This is a genomic window from uncultured Methylophaga sp., assembly GCF_947259025.1.
GTDB lineage: Bacteria > Pseudomonadota > Gammaproteobacteria > Nitrosococcales > Methylophagaceae > Methylophaga.
This window is the reverse complement of the sequence record NZ_CAMYKO010000001.1, coordinates 33,438-53,915: the sequence shown is the minus strand read 5'-3', so window position 1 is coordinate 53,915 and position 20,478 is coordinate 33,438. Positions and strand designations below refer to the sequence as shown.

Genomic DNA, 20,478 nt, shown 5'->3' with positions numbered 1-20,478 from the left:
GATAAGACAAACTAGGTTGAAAACGATGACAAAAAAACTCAATAGTCTGACTATCCTGTTTATCCTCACTGCACTGATGGTGGTGCTGATGCTGGTGACCATCTATCGGGCGGAGGACAGTCAGGATAGCTATGGTCTGCTGTTCCCGGATCTGTTTGAACAGCTCGGTGACGTTGATAATGTGCATTTCACCAGTGCCGAGGATGAGTTCACGCTCTACCGTGAAGGCGAAGACTGGTTTATTCGTGAGCATTACAACTATCCCGCCAATTTTGACGAGGTCAAACGCACGCTGATCGATATTGCCGAAGCAGAATTGCTGGAGCGTAAAACCGATAATCCTGACGAGTTTCCCCTGCTGGGCGTTGAGGGCGCAGCCCCCGACACCGAGGGTGGTGAATCAGTGAAAATCAGCATGAAAAACGGTGACGAGCAGGTCGCCGGTCTGATCCTGGGCGAGCAGCGTGAAGTGACCATGCAGGCGGGCCCCAGACAGTTTTATGTGCGCCGTGACGGTGAACAGCAAAGCTGGCTGGCAGAGGGTTACTTACAGATCAATCCGGTGATGCTCAACTGGATCCAGGGTGAAATTATCAATCTGGCGCGTGAGCGCATTGCCCGGGTTGAGATTAGCCAGCCCAACGGCGATACCGCAGTCATCGAAAACATCGGCAAGAAAGACCAGTTCGGCACGCCTGAAGCTGGTGAGAAAACCGTTTTCAAATACCCGCAACTGGGTTATGACATTGCCGGTTCGCTGCATCAGATGCGTATGGAAGACGTGAAACCGGTGGATGAATTCTCACGTGGCGATGCCGATGTGGTGACCGCAACCTTCATTACTTTTGATGGGCTGGAGGTCACCACCAAAACCTCTTTCATCGATGGTTTTTACTACACCACGCTCAGCGCCGACTTTAATGCCAAGGCGATTGAGCCGGCGCCCAGTGACATTCAGGAATTGGATGTCACCAAAAAAGCCGATGCGGTGCGTGAAGAAGTCGCCAAGCTCAACAAGAAGCTGTCACCCTGGGTCTACCGCGTCAGTGGCTTTGTCGGTACTAACCTGATGCGTGCCAAAGCGGATATCGTTACCGAACGCAACAATGCGATACCGATGCCGCCGGATATGACCGGTTTCGGCCCACGCTGATTGGAATTGGCTCAGACAAGAAAAAGGCTCCTGCGGGAGCCTTTTTTGATCAGGCGATGAGTTTTTGCACTTCGGCTGCCAGTTCATCGGCCGAGAACTTGGGCAGAAACTTGTCGGCCCCGACTTTTTTTACCAGCGCCTGATTGAACGTGCCGCTCATCGAGGTATGCAGTAAGACCTGCAGATCTCTCAGTGCCGGGTCCTTTCTGATTTCCGAGGTCAGTGTGTAACCATCCATTTCCGGCATTTCAATATCAGATATCAACAGCGAGACATGGTCTGCGACTTTGAGCCCTTCAGCTGCCCAGTTCTGCAGGATCTGTAAAGCTTCACGGCCATTTTTAGCGATGGTGGTGTCGACGCCTATTTGCTCCAATGTACGTTTGATTTGGTTACGGGCGACACTGGAATCTTCGGCGACCAGCACCCTTTTGCGTTGTTCGCTGTTCTGCTCCGAAGCCTGTTCGGCAATATCGGCCGATACTGCCGTATTGCTGCCCATGACCTCGGCCAGAACCTGCTCCACATCAATAATCTGCACCAGTTGCTCATCAACCCGGGTAATCGCCGTCATGTAGTTATCGCTGCCCGAGGCTGCCGGGGGCGGCAATACATCTGACCAACTGATATTGATGATGCGGTCCACGGCACTGACCAGAAAGCCCTGCACCGAGCGGTTATACTCGGTCAGAATGACAAAGTTGTTGTTGGGCTCATTGACCGCGGCGCGGCCAATGCTTTGTGACAAGTCCACAATATTGACAGTCTGTCCACGGATCGAGGCGACACCTCTGCTGAAGCGATGGCCACCGGGTATTTTGGTCAGAGAGGGGCAGGGAATGGCTTCGCGAACTTTGAATACATTAATCCCGTAGAGCTGGCTGCCACCGAGACGAAATAATAGTAATTCCAGGCGGTTGTTACCGGCCAGGTTGGTACGCTGGTCGATACCATCAATCAGACTGTCCATAAAAACTCCCGAGAAGCTGTTATAACGCTATCGGCCTTAGCGGCAAAGTCTTGAGCCAGTCCGCTATCATCAAATACAGGCATGGTCTTTGCAGATGAATTGCTGAATCCACTGGATGCGCTTTTCCGAGGTCAGCCATCATGCGTTTGTTAAAAATTATACTGAGTTTCACTGTCGTTTTTCTGACACCACTGCAGGCAGAGTCATTGCAGCCACTGCCGGGCATTGAACAAGCAGCTTATGAGCATGCCTTGAACGATGCGCAGGCCAGCTACAGTCAGCCACAGGTGGTGGTGGAACCCTTGGATAAACGCTTGCGTCTCAATCAATGTGAGCAGCCTTTGCATACCTTTTCCAACTCCTCGGCAAATAGCGTCGGCAACCGTACTATCGGTGTGAAATGCCAGCATCCCAGCGAGTGGACGGTGTATGTGCCGGTCAGGGTCAAGGTGATGAAGCAGGTGGTGGTGGCTGCCAGACCACTGGCCGCCAATCGCAACCTCACCCGCCAGGATGTCAGGCTGCAGGCGATGGATATTGCCGATTTGAGACAAGGATACATCAGTTCACCTCAGCAGGTGGTAGGCCAGCAACTCAAGTATCCGCTGGCGGTGGGTCGGGTGGTACCCGGCCGCAGCCTGAAGCTGGAAAAAATAGTCCGTCGCGGAGAACAGATTGTACTGGTGGCTGCTGCTGGCTCAATGGAGGTGCGGATGAACGGTACCGCGCTGGATGATGCCAGCATCGGTGACAGGGTCAAAGTGAAAAACAGTTCGTCAGAGCGTGTGGTGGAAGGCATCGTTCAGGCCCCGGGCATTGTGAAAGTGACCATGTAGCGTCAAAATTCAGACAATCGTGGAAAAGGCTCAAGTTTTATCCGGGGCGACCGATAACTGAAACATAAATGTATTCGGAGACAGCATAAATGGCTGAAATCAATAACATCAAACCGACTCTGCAACCGGATGTCGGTTCCTCGCGTAACGTCAGCGAGCGGGGTGGGCGTACCTCGCAGTCGACAGACGTTTCACAGGCAAGCGCACAAACAGATAAAGTCAGTTTGAGTGATGCTCTAGCCCAGCTCGAACAGACGCTGGCTGAGGTGCCGGAAGTGGATAGCGCCAAAGTCGAAGCTATCAAAAATGCGATTGAGGATGGCTCTTACAGCATTGATAGCCAGGAACTGGCACGAAAAATGATTGATTTTGAGGGAGACCTGTAAACCAAAGGACACCCCATCATGTCGATGAATGCGCTGCAACAAGTGAGTTCTATCCTGCAAGCCGAGCTCAATCACAGCGTCAAACTGGCGCAACTGCTGCAACAGGAGCGCGAAGCGCTGAAAGCCGCCAACCTTGAACAGGTCAACCATCTGACCCGCGAAAAACAGCCGCACCTGGTGCAACTTGAACAACTGGGCCGTCAACGCGAACAACTACTGAAAGCGGCAGGATTTCCCGGCGGCAAATCCGGTTTGCAGGCATTTATTGCCAACCATCCTCCAGAACAAGCTGAGCCGGTCACGGCGCTGGTCACGCAACTGCGTCAGGCGGCAAAAGATTGCCGCGACAATAATCAGATAAACGGCGGCATTCTTAACGTCAACCGTCAGCACCTGGTAAGAGCTCTGAGCATTTTAAGGGGCCGCGATCCGGAAAGCAGTGCCTATGGCCCCGGCGGTGAATATACCAGTCAAGTGGTCAGGCAACCGTTGATAGGTCGGGTCTGAGCCTCAGCGGCACCAGTCAGCCAACAAGTCCACCCACACCGGGTGGTCGTTCATGCAGGGAATTAACTGCAGTTTTTCCCCGCCCGCCTCTTTGAACACTTCTTCGCCCTGGATCGCAATTTCTTCCAATGTTTCCAGACAGTCGGTAACAAAAGCCGGACATAACACCAGCACTTTCTTAACGCCTTGTGCGGCCAGTTCTTTGAGCCTGTCTTCAGTACTGGGGCCGAGCCACTTGGCCCGCCCCAGCCTGGATTGAAAAGCCACCGAATAACGCTCTGCCGGCAGGCCTGCCTGCTCAGCGAAAAGCTGGGTGGTGCGCATCACCTGATGGCGATAGCAGGTTTTGTGAGCAGGGTGCGGTACCTGACAGCAATCTGACCGTTGCAGGCAGTGGCTACCGCTTTTATCCAGTTTGGTGATATGTGTTTCCGGCAGGCCGTGGTAACTGAACAGAATGTGGTCATAATCCTGCTCAAGATAGGGCTGAGTGCTCTCGACCAGGGCATTGATATAGCCCGGGTGTTCGTAAAACGGTTCGATGATAGTCAGTTTGATATCAAGCTGATGCTTGGCGATCACGCGCTCGGCTTCGGCCACAGCGGTGGTGACCGTAGAGTCGGCAAAATGCGGATAGAGCGTTACAAACAGGATTTCGCTGATATCAGGGTCTTGGCACAGTTTGAGCAATTGCTTTTCAATGCTGGGGTTGCCGTAACGCATCGCCATTTCCAATGGCAGATCGACTTTTTTCTGAACCGCCTGTTTGAGCTGATCAGACAAAACGATCAGCGGCGACCCGTCATCCAGCCATACGCTCTGATAAGCCTCGGCCGAGGCTTTGGGCCGGGTGGGCAGTACAAACAGGCTGACGATCAGCCGTCGCAGCAGCCACGGCAATTGAATCACATAGCGATCCATTAAAAACTGATTGAGGTAACGGCGAACGGCCCGGGTTTCGGGCGCATCGGGCGAGCCAAGGTTGGCCAGTAACACTGCGCGTTTTGTCATGTGTCTCCGTGATTATTTATTGCAAAACGTTATCCAAAGCGGATTTCAGATCAGTATATTCAAACTGGAATCCGGCTGCCCGGGCTTTTTCCGGCTGGGCACGTTGCCCCCCTAAGAGCAGTTGCGACATTTCACCCAGAGCCAGCTTCAACACACAAGCGGGCACCATCATAAAAGCGGGTCTGTGAAGTTTTTGTGCGAGTGTGCGGCTGAACTCAGCATTATTGACCGGCATTGGCGCAGTGCCGTTAAAGACGCCCTCTGCCTGCGGTTGTTTGCTGAGGAAAATAAACAGGTTGGCAATATCTTCCAGATGGATCCAGGGCATATACTGCTGACCATCAGAGACCGGGCCGCCCAGGCCCAGTTTGAATGGCAGCAACAGTCGCTGCAAAAAGCCGTCATCTGGCGCAAGTACCAGCCCGGTGCGGACAATGCAGACCCGCACACCGAGGTCTTTGGCTTTAAGCGCGGCCTGTTCCCAGCGCTCACACAACTGGTGAGCATATTCATCGTTGAAACTGCTTTGCTCGTTGATCAGCTTGTCCTGCTGATCGCCATACCAGCCCACGGCCGAACCGCTGATCAGCGTCAGGGGTTTTTTGTCGCGCTTGGCGATCCAGCTGACCAGTTGCTCGGTGATGCCGATGCGGCTTTGTTCCAGGATCTGCTTGCGACGCTCGCTCCAGCGTGCATCTGCAATGGGCGCACCGGCCAGGTTGATAATGACATCGACCTGCTCATGGTGGCCGATTTCATCAAGGCTGGTAATCGCCACGGCAGAAAGGCCACAGCGGCGGTGGACTTTGTCACGGCTGCGGCTGAGCACAATCACGGTATGTCCGGCCGCCTGCAGTTTTTGGCAGAGGCGGGTGCCGATAAGCCCGGTACCGCCGGTAATCAGATAATTCATAAGTCATCCATTTATTGATTGTCTGAATTATAGAACATCGCTTCTCAGCTAAAGTTTGCACGGTGATAAGATAGTGTCAGGCTTTCACAGGATTTTGCACTCAGGCCCATTACATTCGCGATTAGAGCAACCATGGCTAAGCAGGTGAGGCAACAGTGACAGAAGACATGAAAATCAAGGTCGGCATCAGCAGTTGCCTGTTGGGTGAGTCTGTGCGTTATGACGGCAGTCACAAGCACTTGCGTCTGGCCACAGAAAGCCTGTCCCGCTATTTCGACTTTGTTCCCGAATGCCCGGAAATGGGCATTGGCATGGGCGTGCCACGCAAACCTATCCGGCTGGTGGGTGATGTGGACAAGCCCCGTGCCGTAGCGGTCCACGATGAAAGCCTGGAATATACCGACGCCCTGACAGCCTTTGCTCAGCAAAAAGCAGATGAGCATGATGACTTGTCAGGTTATATCTTCATGAAAAACTCGCCCAGCTGCGGCGTGTTTCGAGTCAAGGTTTATCAGGAAAATGGTTATCCCGCTCAGACACCGGGACGTGGGCTCTATGCCCGGGCTTTTATCGATGCCCACCCGCTGCTGCCGGTAGAAGAATCCGGCCGTCTCTGTGACCCCATGCTACGGGAAAACTTTATTACCCGGGTGTTTGCTTATGCCAACTGGCAGGCGCTGAGGAGGGAAGGGCTGACTGCCAACCGTATCATTGATTTTCACTCGCGTTATAAATATTGCCTGATGGCACACTCGCCGGATAAATATGGAGAGTTGGGGCGGATGCTGGCCGATGCCGGCAACCATGATCCGGAGGAACTGGGCGAGCGCTACTTTGCCGCGTTGATGGAAACACTGCGCAGCCTGGCATCGCGTAAGACCCACACCAACGTATTGATGCACCTGCAGGGCTATCTGAAAAAGAAAATCAGCAGCCATGAAAAAGCGGAGCTGAAAGGCATCATTGAGCAATACCGAACGGCTCAAGTGCCGCTTATCGTTCCGATGACCCTGCTCAAACACCATTTCAATAACCACCCTGATCCCTACATTAACCGACAGGCCTATCTTCAGCCGTATCCTGATGACCTCAGCCTGCGCAATGCCATCTAGTCTGACTCCCCATCACAGGCCATTCTGATTTACACTGGAGCATCAGCATGATCAGGGACTGATGCTTGAGTGAATAAAACTATTGTCAACAATGGCCTGATGGCATTGAGTCTGCTGGTGAGCGGAGAGCTTGCCAGCCTGCTGACTTTGCCACCGCACGGTGCCTCACCGTTCTGGCTGCCAGCGGGTATTGCGGTGGCTGCGGTGCTGCTCTGGCGATATGCCTTATTACCCGGCCTGATTATCGGCGCGGTGATATTGGGCATCAGCCAGCACCATGCCGATGCCGGTATATCCTGGTGGGTAGCCGGGCTGCTGTCCGGTGTCTGGGTAAGCTTACTGGCGCTGATTGCCAGAACCCTATTGCGCCGCAAGCGGCTTTGGCCGGATGCGCTGCTGCGTGAAAAACAGATCATCCGTTTTCTGATACAGGCGGCTTTGATTGCGCCCCTTGTCCCTGCCTGTTTGCTGGCACTGGCGCAGTGGCTGCCAGAGAGTCAAACTTTATCTCAACTGCTGCATCTGATTTTGCAATGGTGGCTGAGTAGTGCGGTGGGTGTGGGAATCGTGACGCCGCTGATGCTGAGCGGGTTTGCTCAGCCACGCAGAGACTGGCAGCCGAGGATCTTCAGTGTCTGCTTGCCTGTGGTGTGTCTGCTGATAGCGGTGCTGGTGGTGGTGATCGTAGCCCGTGACCGCGATGCGGCACTCAATAAAACCCGCTTTGAATCCAGTATCAAGGTGGTTCAGACCCTGGTAGAAAATGAAATCAACTACCACCAGTCGCTGCTGCAATCCCTGCAGGCTTATTTCAATCACAGTGAACAGGTCTCTGGCCGCGAATTCCAGCAGTTCGTGCAGGATTATTCTTCACATACTCATGACATCAGTTATCTGGCCTGGCTGCATTTTCGAGCTCAGGACACCACGCCAGCGCTGACCGTTCAATATCTCAGTCATTTTGAGCCCAGCGAATCGATCACCGCTCACCAGGGTCGGGACCTGTGTCCTCTATTGGGCAAAGCGATGTGTCAGATGCTGCCTCAACGCAAGCGCCTGTTGCTCAACAGTGAACGATTGGCGACTTTACTGGGTGGTAACGAAGGGGATTACAGTCTGTTTCAGCGCCTGGATAGTCCTGATGGTCAGCCTCTGGGCTGGCTGATGCAGACGGTCAATTATGTCACCCTGTTTGCTGATTTGAATCAGCGGCTGCCGCAGAGCTGGGTGGATTTCACGGTGACCAACCTGAATGAAGGCAGACTGATTCATGATGGCATCAATAAAGCTGGTGAAGCATCAGGCTGGCAGACGCCATTGCAGGCTTCCCGCATTATCAGTCTGGCGGAACAGCGCTGGCGTATTGATTATCAGCCCTCTGAATTATTTGTTCGTAGCTATGCCAGTTGGTTGTTTTATTGGGTTGCCGTGCTGACATTGCTGTCAGTGTCACTGATGCTGACCTGGCTGCTGGCGATGAGCGGCCGTGTCAGTCTGGTTGAAGAGGAGGTGGCGGATAAAACTCGCGAACTCAATAGTCGCAGTGAGTTGCTCGCCGTCAGTGAGGAAAAATACCGGCGGCTGGTGGAGAATATTCAGGATGAATATTTCCTTTACAGCCATGACAAAGAGGGCATATTCCACTATATCAGCCCCTCAATAACGCCGATGCTCGGCTATAGTCAGGCAGAATTTATGACTCATTATTCGCGGTTTATGCCTGACAACGACAGAAACCGTGATGTGGCGTCATACACAGCCTCAACGCTGGCAGGAAGCAAAAGTAACTACGAACTGGATATCTTCAATAAATCCGGCAAGCTGCATACCCTGGCAGTGACAGAAATGCCCAGCTATAACGATGCCGGGGAGGTCGTCGGTGTCGAAGGTATTGCCCGCGATATTACCGAGTTCAAGGTGTCTCAACAGAAGCTGGAAAAGCTGTCACTGGCTGTTGAGCACAGCCCTAACGCCGTGCTGATCATGGATAAAAATGGTCAGGTGGAATATGTGAATCCCAAATTTACCGCCATCACGGGCTTTAGTAACGATGAAGAGCTGGGACAGTGGCCTGACCTGATTAATTCGGGCATCAACGCGCCCGGTATTTATGAGGAAATCTGGCGCCTGATGCTGGCAGGGCAGGAGTGGCAGGGCGAGTTGCAGAACCGCAAGAAAAATGGTGACTTGTACTGGGCGCAGGAGCTGATCGCGCCGATGATGGATGAAACGGGTGAGGTCACACACTTTGTTGCTACCCAGGTGGATATCACCGAAGCGAGGCGACTCAGCGAGGAAACGTCTTATCAGGCCACCCATGATCAGTTAACCGGGCTGATTAACCGCTATGAATTTGATCAACGTCTGAACCGGGTGATTGTCGCCGCCAGACACAACCTGACTGAACATGCGCTGTGTTTTATGGACCTGGATCAGTTCAAGTTGATCAACGATACCTGTGGCCATATTGCCGGTGATGAATTGCTGAGACAAATTGGCAGCCTGCTGCAGGGTAATGTGCGCTCGCGTGACACCATTGCGCGCCTGGGCGGTGATGAATTTGGCATTCTGATGGAGCATTGCGGCATTGACCAGGCTCATCAAGCCTGCCAGCAAATTCTGACCTTGCTGCAGGATTTTCGTTTTCACTGGCAGGACTATACGTTTACCATCGGTGCCAGCATAGGCCTGGCCATCATTGACCAGCACACGCGTGACGCCAACGAAGCATTACGTTATGTGGACACTGCCTGTTACTCCGCCAAGGATGCCGGCCGTAACCGGGTTGAAGTGCATCGTGAGGACAGTCTGCGTCTGCAACAGCGACGCGGTGAAATACAATGGAGCACTGAAATCAGTGAAGCGCTGGATGATGACCGCTTTCTGCTCTACGCGCAGCCGATTATGCCACTGCAGTCGCCGGATCAGGGCATGAGTTATGAAGTGCTGATCAGGATGCTGCGAAAAGATGGCGAGATATCTCCCCCCGGTGCCTTCCTGCCGGCGGCAGAACGCTATAACTCGATCACCCGTATCGACCGTTGGGTGGTCAGCCATACCCTGGACTGGCTGACTCGAAACGCCGCTGATTTGAACCGTGTCGCGTCGATTTCAATCAACCTGTCGGGACTGACGCTCAGTGATGAGTCTATGTTGCGCTTTATTATCGAAACGCTGGAACAGGGCTCGGTCCCGGCCGAGAAAATCAAGTTTGAAATCACCGAAACCGCCGCCATCGCCAACCTGAGAGCGGCCACCCAGTTCATAGAAACTTTGCTGGGGTATGGCATCCGCTTCGCTTTGGATGACTTTGGCAGCGGCCTGTCTTCCTTTGCCTACCTGAAAAAGTTACCGGTGGATGCGCTGAAAATTGATGGTATGTTCGTCAAGGACATGCTCAGTGACCGGCTGGATTTTGAAATGGTGAAATCAATTAATGAAATCGGCCATGTCATGGGACTTAAAACCATCGCCGAGTTTGTCGAGAATAACGCTATTCTGGAGCGCCTGCGCGAAGTAGGTGTGGATTATGTGCAGGGCTACGCTATCGGCAAACCGATGCCGATTGATGATATTCTCAAAGATTAAGTTGACGGACACTGAGCCATGAACAGGGATGATCCACAGATATTAAAACAGCAGGCACTGTTACTCTATCAGCAAGCACTGTCTTCCAACGTGACCGTTATTGGTGTTGCGGTGTTGATGTCTTACTTATTCCATGACCACAGTCAGGGTCATTTGCTGATGGTTTGGAGTATTGTAATCAGTGTATTGGCATTTTCACGTCTGCTGTTACTGTTTCGGTTCAAATTTCATTCAAAGAATAGAACAATTGAACCGCTGAAGTGGATTCATGCCTACGTGTTCGTGACCTTCTTGATTGGTCTGGCCTGGGGAAGTTCTAGTATTTTTTATGTGCTCATTAATGAGATACAAATCAATACGCTCTTTTATATTCTAATTTGTACGGTAGTGGCAGCAGCCGTGCCTGTTCTATCAGCATGGTTCCCTGCTTATCTTGCCTATACCGTTCCCCAGTTGGTTTTACTGACTTCAATGTCCTTTTACCAGATGCAGTCTACGCAAGCCCAGAGTCTGCTCTATTTCCTGACTTTTGCCTTTGTCGCCTATTACCTGATGATGATGTCACTGGCAAAAAAAGCCAACGTGAATGTGGTTCAGGGGTTGTTGTTACAGCGAAGGAATCAGAGTCTGCTGGATAAGCTTAACCATGAAGCCAGACAGCGTGATCAATTGGTTAAGGAGCGAACACAAGCGCTGCTAGAGGCAAACAAAAAGCTCAAGTCCAGTCAGGGGCATATGCTGAAACTCTCACGTGCGGTGGAATCGAGTCCCAACCCTATTTTGATCACGGATGCTGATGGTTATATCGAGTATACGAACAAAAAGTGTGAGCAGGTCTCGGGTTACAGCTCAGATGAAGTACTAGGAAAAAAGCTGGACAGTTACATGTCCACTACTTTTCCGCGCAGAAAGTTAAAACAGATTTGGTCGACACTCGCCAGACGCGGTGAGTGGAGTGGTGAAATCCGTAACCTCAGAAAGGATCAAACGCACCACTGGATAAAAGTCTATCTGGCCGCGGTCCAGGATAGCGGCAAGGTGACTCATTACGTTGTTATTTATGAAGACATCACCAATTCAAAACAGCTCGCTGAAAGGCTGTCCTATCAGGCGACGCATGATGACTTGACTGGTCTGATTAACAGGGTTGAGTTTGAGAACAGACTCACGGAGATGGTGGCCGATGCTAAGCGCCATGAATCGGAACATGCACTGTGCTTTCTGGATTTGGACCAATTTAAAATTATCAACGATACCTGTGGCCATATCGCTGGCGATGAATTGTTACGTCAACTTGGTAAGTTACTGAGTGGCTCTACCAGAAAAACTGACACTCTGGCCAGGCTGGGAGGAGATGAGTTTGCTATTTTGATTCCTGATTGCCAGTCTCAACAGGCTCAGCAGATCGCTGATAAATTCAGAGAATTGATTGAGGCGTTTCAGTTTATCTGGGATTCACAGGTCTTTACCATTGGCGTGAGTATTGGCGTTACGGTGATTGATCGCCGCTCGGCCAACCGCACAGAAGTACTCAAACAAGCAGATACTGCGTGCTATGCAGCTAAGAATGCAGGCAGAAACCGTGTCTATCTTTACGAGCACCAGGATTCGCGTCTCGCAGAACAGGAAGGTGAGTTCAAGTGGGTCAATGAGATAAGAGAAGCTTTGCTGGAAGAGCGACTGGAACTGGAAGTTCAGCCAATTATCCACACCGGATCTAACCAGTTGGATGCTTTTGAGGTTCTGGTTCGTCTGCGGGGAAGACAGGGAGAGCAGTATCCGCCGGGCGCATTTCTTCCTTCGGCCGAGCGTTATAACTTGTCAGATAAGATCGATAAATGGGTTATCGACAATGTGTTTGATTGGTTGGAAACGCATATACAAACGTTACCTTTTCTCAAAACAATGGCGATTAATCTGTCGGGTGCCTCATTGGGGCATACTGATATGCTGGCTTATATTACCAGCAAGCTCGCCACAGCTGGTTTCAGTGCTTCGTTGATAAAGTTTGAAATTACAGAAACGGCAGCCATCGGTAATATGCGTAATGCCAACGCTTTTATCAAAGCCTTGTCAGAAATAGGTTGTCAGTTCTCGCTCGATGATTTTGGCAGTGGTTTATCATCATTTGGCTATCTCAAAAACCTGCCTGTGCAAAGCATCAAAATCGATGGCATGTTCGTGCGGGATATGATGAGTGATCCTATTGACCTCGAGATGGTTAAATCAATTAACGATATCGGTCATGTAATGGGGCTGGAAACCATTGCAGAATTTGTTGAGAGTGAAGACATCTGGGCAAAACTAAAGTCGATCGGCGTCGACTATGGCCAGGGTTACTACCTTGGCAAACCCATGCCGATTGATTTTATTCTTCACCCCGACAGTGTCAGTTGGATGAATACTTCGAAACTAGCCTGAAAACAGATAGGCAAACGAAATGAATCGACGTGATTTTATATCAGTCATATTAGGGTCGGTTGCATTCAACCGATATGCTAATGCGGGACAAAAAAGTCACACTGCTGTCCTGCTTGATGATCGTTTCAGTCAGCATCAAATCTCTCCGGCTCACCCTGAGTCGCCAGCACGATACCGGACACTAAAAAAGGCTGTTATGGCCATGCCCGAGCAGCCTGTGCTGGAAAAAATGGAACCACTGGCTACTGAACAGGTAGAACCCTGGCTGTTGCAGATCCACAGTAAGCAACATATTGACGCGATAAAATCAGACGCTGAGACATACAATAATGTCCTGCCAGCTACCGCTGCATGTCTTGCTGCCGTTGATGCCGTCATGCAGGGGAAAGTCAGAAATGCTTTTTGTGCGTCCCGGCCACCGGGCCACCACGCGCTGAACACCGGCCGTGAAGAAGGTTTCTGCTATTTCAACCACATTGCGATTGCCGCCCGCTATGCTCAGCAAAAATATGAAGCGGAAAAAGTGCTGATCATTGACTGGGACTATCACCATGGCAATGGCACAGAGTGGGCTTTTTACAGTGACCCCTCGGTGCTGTTTTTCTCCACCCATGATCAGTATGCCTATCCCGGCACCGGCAGCCCATCCCGAACCGGTGAGGGGGATGGTGAGGGCTTCAATATTAATGTGCACCTTGGTTGTGGTACGGACGATAAAGCCATTCTGGCCGCCTTTGAGCAACACCTGCGACCCGCACTGACCAAATTCAAACCAGATCTAATCCTGGTCTCTGCCGGGTTTGATAGCCGCGTGGATGATTTACTGGGCTGTTTTGCCATCACTGATCAGGGCTTTGCGCAACTGACGCGCTGGGTCATGCAACTGGCGGATGAGTTTTGTGATGGGCGTCTGGTTTCGGTGCTTGAAGGTGGATATAACATTCAGGGCAATGCCCGGGCTGCAGTCAGTCATCTTGAGGCATTGACACAGCAATAAGTAAAAGTCAATTTTCTGACAGATCGTTTCGATCACATTTTTCAGCGTTTGTCCCTGCTAATCTCAATAAACTACGCTTGTTTTTAAGTTATTGATATTTATTGATTTTATTCCTTGTCGGCAGGTTTCTATAAAGGCGTAGTGTCGGGGTGGCACAGCTTCTGCAAATAATCTGTTGTACACGCCGAGAATACAGTTTCCAGCTGGCTTCAAGGTCAAGACAATAGGTTCAAGGAGAACGCAATGAACGCCACTGCCCAATTGAAACAAAATGTGTCAGATGTGCAGACAGCAAGCACGTCTGAATATGAACAACTGAAGACTTTTTATGATGCCAAGTACAAAGCTGGCTGGTTTTCAATGAAAGGAACGCCGCGGCCGTGCTTCACCCCAACACTGCTGAGCAGTATTTCCTCTTACTTTTCCAGTGTCAGACAGGAAATGCTGGCAAGCCAGGGCGAAAAATATGACTATCTGGTGCTGGCATCAGATATTGATGGTGTTTTCAATCTGGGCGGTGACCTGGAGTTGTTTTCTAAACTTATTGCCGAACAGGATGCGGATGGCCTGCTACGGTATGCCGTCAGTTGTATTGATGTGCTGTATGCGAACATGATTCACCTCAATACTGATCTGACGACCATTGCCCTGGTGAAAGGCGATGCACTGGGTGGCGGTTTTGAGGCAGCTTTGTCCAGCAACGTGCTGATTGCAGAGAAGGGCACTAAGTTAGGTCTGCCGGAGGTGTTGTTTAACTTATTCCCCGGGATGGGGGCGTACTCGTTGCTCTCCAGAAAAATTGGCGCTGCGAGAGCGGAACAGATGATTTTGTCGGGCAAGCTTTACAGCGCGGAAGAATTGTTTGAGATGGGCGTGGTTGATGAACTGGCTGAAGCCGGAGACGGTGAACTTGCTGTCTATCGCTACATCAACAAAGCTTCCAAAAATCAGAACAGTCATCAGGCCCTGCGCAGAGTGCGCGATCTATGTAACCCGGTGAGTTACGATGAGCTATTGAATATCACCAAGATCTGGGTCGAATCAGCTTTGAAGTTAAGACCCAAAGATTTGCGCATGATGCAAAGGCTGGTGCAGAGACAGTCGCAGAGAACACAACACACTGAAGCTGTTACTGGCTAGTTTGATGGGCCTCGGTTTGAAGCGCGCTCTTGAGTCCCGAGAGCGTGTCTTCAAACACTTGGTTGATTTCCTGTACCAGGCCCTGCATCTCGTCAGAGTTGATTTGATCAGGCTTCAGTTGCTCTGCTTCTCGGCACAGCGAAGATAAGCGCTGTGCCCCCAACTCGGTTGAAGTACCTTTCAGGGCGTGCAGGCTTTCGCGGTACTGATAGTAGTCATCTGACCATGACCGATTGATGATTGTCAGATGTTTTCTGCCGTCCATGGAAAACCCCTCAACCAAATCTGCCATGAAATGAGCACCACCACCCAGCGCCTCAAGATCCTGCAGATGGCGGTGATTGATAAGCGCTTCTTTTGACTCATCCTGTGTTGCCGTTTCCGTAACATCTGGCTGCAGTTCAGCAAGCTGATTCGAGATAACTGCAATGTGGGCGAGCAGTTTTTTTGAGTCTATGGGTTTGGTCAAAAACAAATCGGCACCGGCCTCTTTGCTACGTTGTTCTGCCTCGGGCGTGGCATCAGCCGTCAGCATAATAGAGGGAATTTTTCTGGATGAGTCGATAAAACGCATTGCCTTGAGGATCTCGGCGCCCGAGTACTCCGGCATATTCATATCCAGTATCATCAAATCAATATCATCGTGTCTGTCGCTGATGATATCCATCGCGATTTCACCATTATCAGCGAGTAAAACATGATGGCCCAACTTGCCAAGCATGCCTTCCAGTACCCGCTGGTTAACATGATTGTCCTCGGCTACCAGAATAGTGAGGGCTTTTTTACTGGTTGCTTGTGAGTGATAGAAATCGTTCAGGCTGACCACATTGCTGGATGATTGATGTGAGGCTTCTGAAGCATGCAGTGCATTGAACAACGTGCGTTTATCGGCTAAATCCCGAATTGATGACAGGTAATAGAGGTTAAGCGCATCATCCGTTAACAAATCGTCTTCGGGATGAATCAGGATGAGCGATAGCTGTTCAAGTTGTTGTTCCTGGGAGAGCATCTGAGCGTATTGCACAGGGGTGATGCCCGACATACTGTTTTGTTCAACAATCAGCGTATCAAAGGGTTGGTTATGACTGTCAGCATTCATTAGCGCAGCCATGGCCTGTGCTGAGGAAGTGACTGTCTGGTGTTGAACATGCCAGCTGTCAAGGTTTTGTCGCAGCTCATGGGCTGATTGTTCACTGGTTAACAGGAGTACTTTTTGGTCAGTTAGTTGCAATGCGTGACTAGAGTCGGTGTCAAAAGCGAGCTCGAACCAGAATGTGGTACCTGAGCCCAATTCGCTTTCTACGCCTATCTCTCCTCCCATGAGTTCAACGAGTTGTTTTGAAATAGTGGTGCCGAGTCCCGTCCCCTGATATTTAACGGCGCCGCTGTTGTTCGCTTGAGTGAAATCTTCAAAAATTGTTTCAATATTATCCTCTGAAATACCAATGCCGGTATCCTGAATTTCAAAGCGGATTCTCACTTTATTCGCCATTTTATCAGCATCAAGTTGCTGAATGAGCAGCTTGACGCTGCCTGTATTTGTAAACTTTATCGCATTCCCCATCAGGTTGATCAGTACCTGCCTCAGGTGCTGCGGGTCACCCAGTAAGTGGAAGTCGATTCTGGAGTCGATGCATTGCGTGACTCTCAAGCCTTTAGCCGTGCCCATCGTTGACTGTAACTGAGTGATGTTGTTGGTAAGACTGTGTAAATCGAAGGGTTCTCTGGCGATGTTGATTTTACCAGCCTCAATTTTTGAGATATCGAGGACGTTTTCGATCAGCCCCAGCAGTGTATTGGCCGAACTACGCATAATGCTGACGAATTCATGCTGTTGACGGCTCATCGAGGTCTCACCCAGCAAGTCAGCAATACCAATGACGCCATTCAAGGGCGTACGCAACTCATGTGACATATTCGCCAGAAAGCGGCTTTTGGCCTCATTGGCAAGTTTTGCTGAGCGGATGGCTGCGTGGAGTTTGTTGATCAGGAACGCGGAGTAGAGCGGGATGAGTAGCAATAACAAAAGCAGACTGTAGCCGATTGGCTTGTGTTGAATATCCTGCCAGTAATCGCCTGTGCTCAGTGCGGTAGTGAAGCCAAGGATACCGATGGCCAGTGATATGTAAAGGTAATGACTGCCAAAACGAAAGCCGTTGCCGAGAATAACCCACAAATAAATGACAAATAGAAAAACACTCTCATCACCGGAGTAAATCATCAGAATGGAGAGCGATGTCAGATCCAGCCAGATACCGGCGACACGCCTGACAGGTGAAGGTCTTGGTCTGAGATAAATAGCAATGGCAATAGCAATGGCACCCGCGTAGTAGACCATGGTAACCAGGCTGGGGGTGGAGAGCAGGGTTGTCAGAAACTGTTCATCTGCTCCCCATGGCACACAGAAATAGAGCAGTATGGCCAGTCCAATGCCCAGGCGGACTTTGATTGCCTGTTCAGGTTCACTGTCACCTGTTTCAGGTAAGAGGCGTGATGTCTTTTTTGTTTGTTCCGTCTCGCGGGTTTCAGACATTTGGCTCAGTCTCTGATGCCGGCGTATCGCTGTAATCTTGCTGAATCTGTCGTATCGCATCCAGTCGTTGCATAAATGCATCGACACATTGTGGATCCAGATGCGTGCCCGATTGCTGCTGTATGTAAGCGATGGCCTCATCCGTGTCCCAGGCCTCTTTATAAGGGCGGGCTGACACCAAAGCATCAAACACGTCGGCGACGGCAACGACACGGGCAATCAGGGGAATATCGTCACCGGCCAGTCCATTCGGATAGCCTTTACCGTCAAAACGTTCATGGTGATTGAGGGCAATGATGGCCCCGATCTGCATGTAGCGTGACTGGCTGTCAGAGAGAATGGCGTGTCCAATCGTGGTATGGGATTGCATAATTTCCCACTCGTAACCATTGAGCTTGCCGGGTTTGAGCAGAATACCGTCGGGGATGCCTATCTTGCCGATATCATGCATCGGCGCGGCATATTCCAGATCTTCACAGTCCTGTTCACTGAACGTGCCCATGGCTTCAGCAATCTGGCGTGAGTATTTTGCCATCCGCAGGACATGATTACCCGTGCCTTCATCACGGTATTCACCGGCCCGGGCCAGCCGCAGGATAGTCTCTTTTTCACGCTGGATGATCTGTTCGGTGGCGACATCGACCTGTCTGGCCAGCCACTCGGCCCGATCCTGAATAATCAGGTTTTGTTCCTGCATTTTCAGCAGGTTGCGGCAACTGGTTCGGCATTCTATCTGATCGATGGGGCGGGTCAGAAACGCGGTAGCGCCGGCTTCCAGTGCTTCGTAGCGAACTGCTTTTTCACTGACCACGGTGATCATCATGATCGGCACGTTTTCACAGTGTGCCTGTTGGCGAACACTGCGGATAAACGCGATGCCATCCATTTCCGGCATCCGGTAGTCAGTGATGATAAGGTCCGGGTCGTTATTGCTTATCCAGTCGAGGGCTTCAGTCGGGCTGCCAAAGGCAGTGACTTGCAGGTTGTCAGCGATTTGCTCGATGACCTTTTGAAGGATCGCACGGCCGGTAGTTTGATCATCAATGATCAGTACATTCTTTTTTCTGTTCAGAATACTTTGCCTCCTGGCAGAAATATATGGTTGCTGGCCCTGCTGTTTATTTTTTTCGCCAGTCAAGATTACGTACCTCAGTATCGTGGCGTGTCTGACCGTGCATCCTGCAATAATGCCACTACAAAGCCCGGCGGTTAAAATTCCCTGTGTTCCGGGGGAAATAAGCGATTACAGCTATTATCGCTAGTGAATATTATTTCGTCTAGTAACTGGGTCTCAATCTGCTTGTCGCAAAGTGAGGTTAAAGCGTTTTTGGCCGGTATCCGGGTGATGAGCCAGTTTTAGTGGACGGATGCCATGAAAGCGCAGCCGATCTTCCCCGCCCCAGACCACGACATCGCCATGCTCAAGCAGGTAGGCATCAGGTTTGTCTTTGCGTCTAAGACCACCGAACAGAAAGATGGCCGGCACGCCCAGTGAAATGGATACGATAGGTTGATTGAAGTCGCGTTCATCTTTGTCCTGATGCAGCCCCATGCCGGCACCCGGCTGATAACAGTTAATCAGGCAGACATCGGGGCTGAAGTCGGCAAAGCCCGTCTCACCGGCGGCATCGCGAGCCAGTGCTGAGATCAGGTCCGGCATGGGCGGCCAGGGCTGTTCGGTCAGGGGATCAGTCGCTTGGTAACGATAACCTTTTGCGTCAGTGACCCAGCCCCGCTGGCCGCAGTTACTCAACTGTGCTTTCATTTTGAAGCCACCCGGGGTTGTCATTTGTCTCAGGGGGGACTGCCGGGTCACCGTTTCAATCAGATCCAGCAGCGCTGTTGCCTGACTGGCAACAAAGCCTCGTAAAATCACGCTGTCGGGGCCGATGTTTTGTCTGGACATCTCAGTGGCCGTTATTTAACTGTTCAGCCAGCAGCCTCGCGCTGGTAAAGGCCGCTTCAACCCGCCCCTTGATACACCAGTCACCACAGGCAGCGAGCTTCAGGCTGGGATCATCATAAAAGCCGGGCGGTGCCTGTTTGGGCAGATTGGCATAGTGCCAGCGCTTGATATCGGCAGATGCAATCAAATCCGGGCTGATACCGGTCACCGCCATCACATTGTCAATCATCATCTGTTTGACCTTTTCAAGATCAGAATCCAGATGCTGGCCGGCCCATTTGTTGGTCGAATGGGCCAGTAAGGCAAAGCCATCACGCTGTGGCTTACTGCTGTTAACTGAAACCCAGCTGATATCAGCCTGTTTGACCAACGCCGCCTGGAACGGCAGCCGCGGATCTTGTTTGAGGCCGAGCATCAGCGCATAGCAGGGTTTCATCGGGATCTGGCTGATGACGTCATGGTGACAGAATTCAGCAGGCATCAACTGAGCCGTTTGCACTGAAGGCAGGGAAACAATCACCCGGTCGAAGGGCCCATATTGTCTGTCATCGTCGTCGGTTAACAGCCAGGATTGATTCTGCCTGCTGAGTTCGTTGATCCGGGTCTGATAGCGGATATCCAGCCCCTGCGCCAGGTGGTCGCCAATAGCCGCCATATTGGGGACACCCACATAATGAGGAAACTCCTCGGTCCAGCGCCGCCGGGCAGTGATATGGCCGGCCTCCATCTCTACAAAATCGGCATGCCAGTCAGCGACAACGCCGGCTTCAATCAATGTTGTGAGGAAATCCTGAAACTGCGGTGAGCGGGCAGTGAAGAATTGGGCACCATGATCAAATACCACGCCGGTCCCGTCTCGACTGGCAACACGACCACCGGGACGGGATGATTTTTCAAACAGGGTAATCTTATGGTCTGTGCTAAGATGACGGGCCAGCGTCAGCCCTGCCATACCGGCACCAATAATGGCTACGGTTGTCATAGGAATATCGTACGGACTGACAT

Annotated in this window: 16 protein-coding genes; 9 read left to right on the top strand and 7 right to left on the bottom strand. The window is 51.3% G+C overall.

Annotated elements, in window-relative coordinates:
• The first annotated feature begins 25 nt into the window (after positions 1-25).
• Positions 26-1,153 (top strand): DUF4340 domain-containing protein, encoded by a 1,128-nt coding sequence (locus tag Q0X64_RS00245; protein WP_297807433.1) that lies wholly within the window; start codon positions 26-28, stop codon positions 1,151-1,153.
• Positions 1,154-1,202: 49 nt separating this feature from the next.
• Here Q0X64_RS00245 and Q0X64_RS00240 read toward each other — a convergent pair whose 3' ends face one another.
• On the bottom strand, positions 1,203-2,123 hold the full coding sequence (locus Q0X64_RS00240) for a chemotaxis protein CheV (protein WP_297807430.1): 921 nt from the start codon (positions 2,121-2,123) through the stop codon (positions 1,203-1,205).
• 140 nt (positions 2,124-2,263) lie between these two features.
• Between Q0X64_RS00240 and flgA the strand changes: the two genes are divergently transcribed.
• From flgA to Q0X64_RS00225, 3 genes are all read left to right on the top strand, one after another.
• The gene (gene flgA, locus Q0X64_RS00235) at positions 2,264-2,959 is read left to right on the top strand and encodes a flagellar basal body P-ring formation chaperone FlgA (RefSeq protein ID WP_297807428.1); all 696 of its coding nucleotides are present in this window, start codon (positions 2,264-2,266) and stop codon (positions 2,957-2,959) included.
• 89 nt (positions 2,960-3,048) lie between these two features.
• A complete protein-coding gene (flgM, locus tag Q0X64_RS00230; protein WP_297807426.1) occupies positions 3,049-3,345 on the top strand; it encodes a flagellar biosynthesis anti-sigma factor FlgM in 297 nt (98 codons plus the stop codon).
• An 18-nt stretch (positions 3,346-3,363) separates the two neighbouring features.
• On the top strand, positions 3,364-3,852 hold the full coding sequence (locus tag Q0X64_RS00225) for a flagella synthesis protein FlgN (protein WP_297807424.1): 489 nt from the start codon (positions 3,364-3,366) through the stop codon (positions 3,850-3,852).
• Positions 3,853-3,855: 3 nt separating this feature from the next.
• Here the strand turns inward: Q0X64_RS00225 and hemH are convergent, their stop codons facing one another.
• Both hemH and Q0X64_RS00215 read right to left on the bottom strand, forming a co-directional pair.
• A complete protein-coding gene (gene hemH / locus Q0X64_RS00220) occupies positions 3,856-4,863 on the bottom strand; it encodes a ferrochelatase (protein WP_297807421.1) in 1,008 nt (335 codons plus the stop codon).
• Positions 4,864-4,879: 16 nt separating this feature from the next.
• Entirely contained in the window at positions 4,880-5,776 is an 897-nt protein-coding gene (locus Q0X64_RS00215) for a TIGR01777 family oxidoreductase (protein WP_297807419.1), read from the bottom strand.
• A 167-nt stretch (positions 5,777-5,943) separates the two neighbouring features.
• Between Q0X64_RS00215 and Q0X64_RS00210 the strand changes: the two genes are divergently transcribed.
• The 5 genes from Q0X64_RS00210 (at position 5,944) to Q0X64_RS00190 (ending at position 15,034) form a co-directional block, all read left to right on the top strand.
• Entirely contained in the window at positions 5,944-6,888 is a 945-nt protein-coding gene (locus Q0X64_RS00210) for a 2-thiouracil desulfurase family protein (RefSeq protein ID WP_297807868.1), read from the top strand.
• 69 nt (positions 6,889-6,957) lie between these two features.
• Entirely contained in the window at positions 6,958-10,476 is a 3,519-nt protein-coding gene (locus Q0X64_RS00205; RefSeq protein WP_297807415.1) for an EAL domain-containing protein, read from the top strand.
• Between the two features lie 90 nt (positions 10,477-10,566).
• On the top strand, positions 10,567-12,897 hold the full coding sequence (locus tag Q0X64_RS00200; protein ID WP_297807412.1) for an EAL domain-containing protein: 2,331 nt from the start codon (positions 10,567-10,569) through the stop codon (positions 12,895-12,897).
• Positions 12,898-12,916: 19 nt separating this feature from the next.
• Positions 12,917-13,894, top strand: coding sequence for a histone deacetylase (locus Q0X64_RS00195; RefSeq protein ID WP_366517461.1), 978 nt, complete (start codon positions 12,917-12,919; stop codon positions 13,892-13,894).
• Positions 13,895-14,137: 243 nt separating this feature from the next.
• Complete coding sequence (locus tag Q0X64_RS00190) at positions 14,138-15,034, top strand: crotonase/enoyl-CoA hydratase family protein (RefSeq protein WP_297807408.1); 897 nt, start codon at positions 14,138-14,140, stop codon at positions 15,032-15,034.
• Here the strand turns inward: Q0X64_RS00190 and Q0X64_RS00185 are convergent.
• The 4 genes from Q0X64_RS00185 to Q0X64_RS00170 form a co-directional block, all read right to left on the bottom strand.
• Positions 15,024-17,567, bottom strand: coding sequence for a hybrid sensor histidine kinase/response regulator (locus tag Q0X64_RS00185; RefSeq protein ID WP_297807406.1), 2,544 nt, complete (start codon positions 17,565-17,567; stop codon positions 15,024-15,026). The genes Q0X64_RS00190 and Q0X64_RS00185 overlap by 11 nt on opposite strands.
• Complete coding sequence (locus tag Q0X64_RS00180) at positions 17,560-18,705, bottom strand: HD domain-containing phosphohydrolase (RefSeq protein ID WP_297807404.1); 1,146 nt, start codon at positions 18,703-18,705, stop codon at positions 17,560-17,562. The genes Q0X64_RS00185 and Q0X64_RS00180 overlap by 8 nt, the downstream gene beginning before the upstream one ends.
• Positions 18,706-18,858: 153 nt before the next feature.
• On the bottom strand, positions 18,859-19,473 hold the full coding sequence (gene alkB, locus Q0X64_RS00175; RefSeq protein ID WP_297807402.1) for a DNA oxidative demethylase AlkB: 615 nt from the start codon (positions 19,471-19,473) through the stop codon (positions 18,859-18,861).
• Position 19,474: 1 nt separating this feature from the next.
• Complete coding sequence (locus tag Q0X64_RS00170) at positions 19,475-20,455, bottom strand: FAD-dependent oxidoreductase (protein WP_297807400.1); 981 nt, start codon at positions 20,453-20,455, stop codon at positions 19,475-19,477.
• Positions 20,456-20,478 lie beyond the last annotated feature (23 nt).

Bases quoted from the DNA above. Each gene is read 5' to 3' on its own strand.
- flgM (WP_297807426.1), top strand. From the start codon at position 3,049: ATGGCTGAAATCAATAACATCAAACCGACTCTGCAACCGGATGTCGGT.
- Q0X64_RS00170 (WP_297807400.1), bottom strand. From the start codon at position 20,455: ATGACAACCGTAGCCATTATTGGTGCCGGTATGGCAGGGCTGACGCTG.
- Q0X64_RS00240 (WP_297807430.1), bottom strand. From the start codon at position 2,123: ATGGACAGTCTGATTGATGGTATCGACCAGCGTACCAACCTGGCCGGT.
- Q0X64_RS00190 (WP_297807408.1), top strand. From the start codon at position 14,138: ATGAACGCCACTGCCCAATTGAAACAAAATGTGTCAGATGTGCAGACA.
- hemH (WP_297807421.1), bottom strand. From the start codon at position 4,863: ATGACAAAACGCGCAGTGTTACTGGCCAACCTTGGCTCGCCCGATGCG.
- alkB (WP_297807402.1), bottom strand. From the start codon at position 19,473: ATGTCCAGACAAAACATCGGCCCCGACAGCGTGATTTTACGAGGCTTT.
- Q0X64_RS00245 (WP_297807433.1), top strand. From the start codon at position 26: ATGACAAAAAAACTCAATAGTCTGACTATCCTGTTTATCCTCACTGCA.
- Q0X64_RS00225 (WP_297807424.1), top strand. From the start codon at position 3,364: ATGTCGATGAATGCGCTGCAACAAGTGAGTTCTATCCTGCAAGCCGAG.
- Q0X64_RS00185 (WP_297807406.1), bottom strand. From the start codon at position 17,567: ATGTCTGAAACCCGCGAGACGGAACAAACAAAAAAGACATCACGCCTC.
- Q0X64_RS00215 (WP_297807419.1), bottom strand. From the start codon at position 5,776: ATGAATTATCTGATTACCGGCGGTACCGGGCTTATCGGCACCCGCCTC.
- Q0X64_RS00210 (WP_297807868.1), top strand. From the start codon at position 5,944: ATGAAAATCAAGGTCGGCATCAGCAGTTGCCTGTTGGGTGAGTCTGTG.
- flgA (WP_297807428.1), top strand. From the start codon at position 2,264: ATGCGTTTGTTAAAAATTATACTGAGTTTCACTGTCGTTTTTCTGACA.
- Q0X64_RS00195 (WP_366517461.1), top strand. From the start codon at position 12,917: ATGAATCGACGTGATTTTATATCAGTCATATTAGGGTCGGTTGCATTC.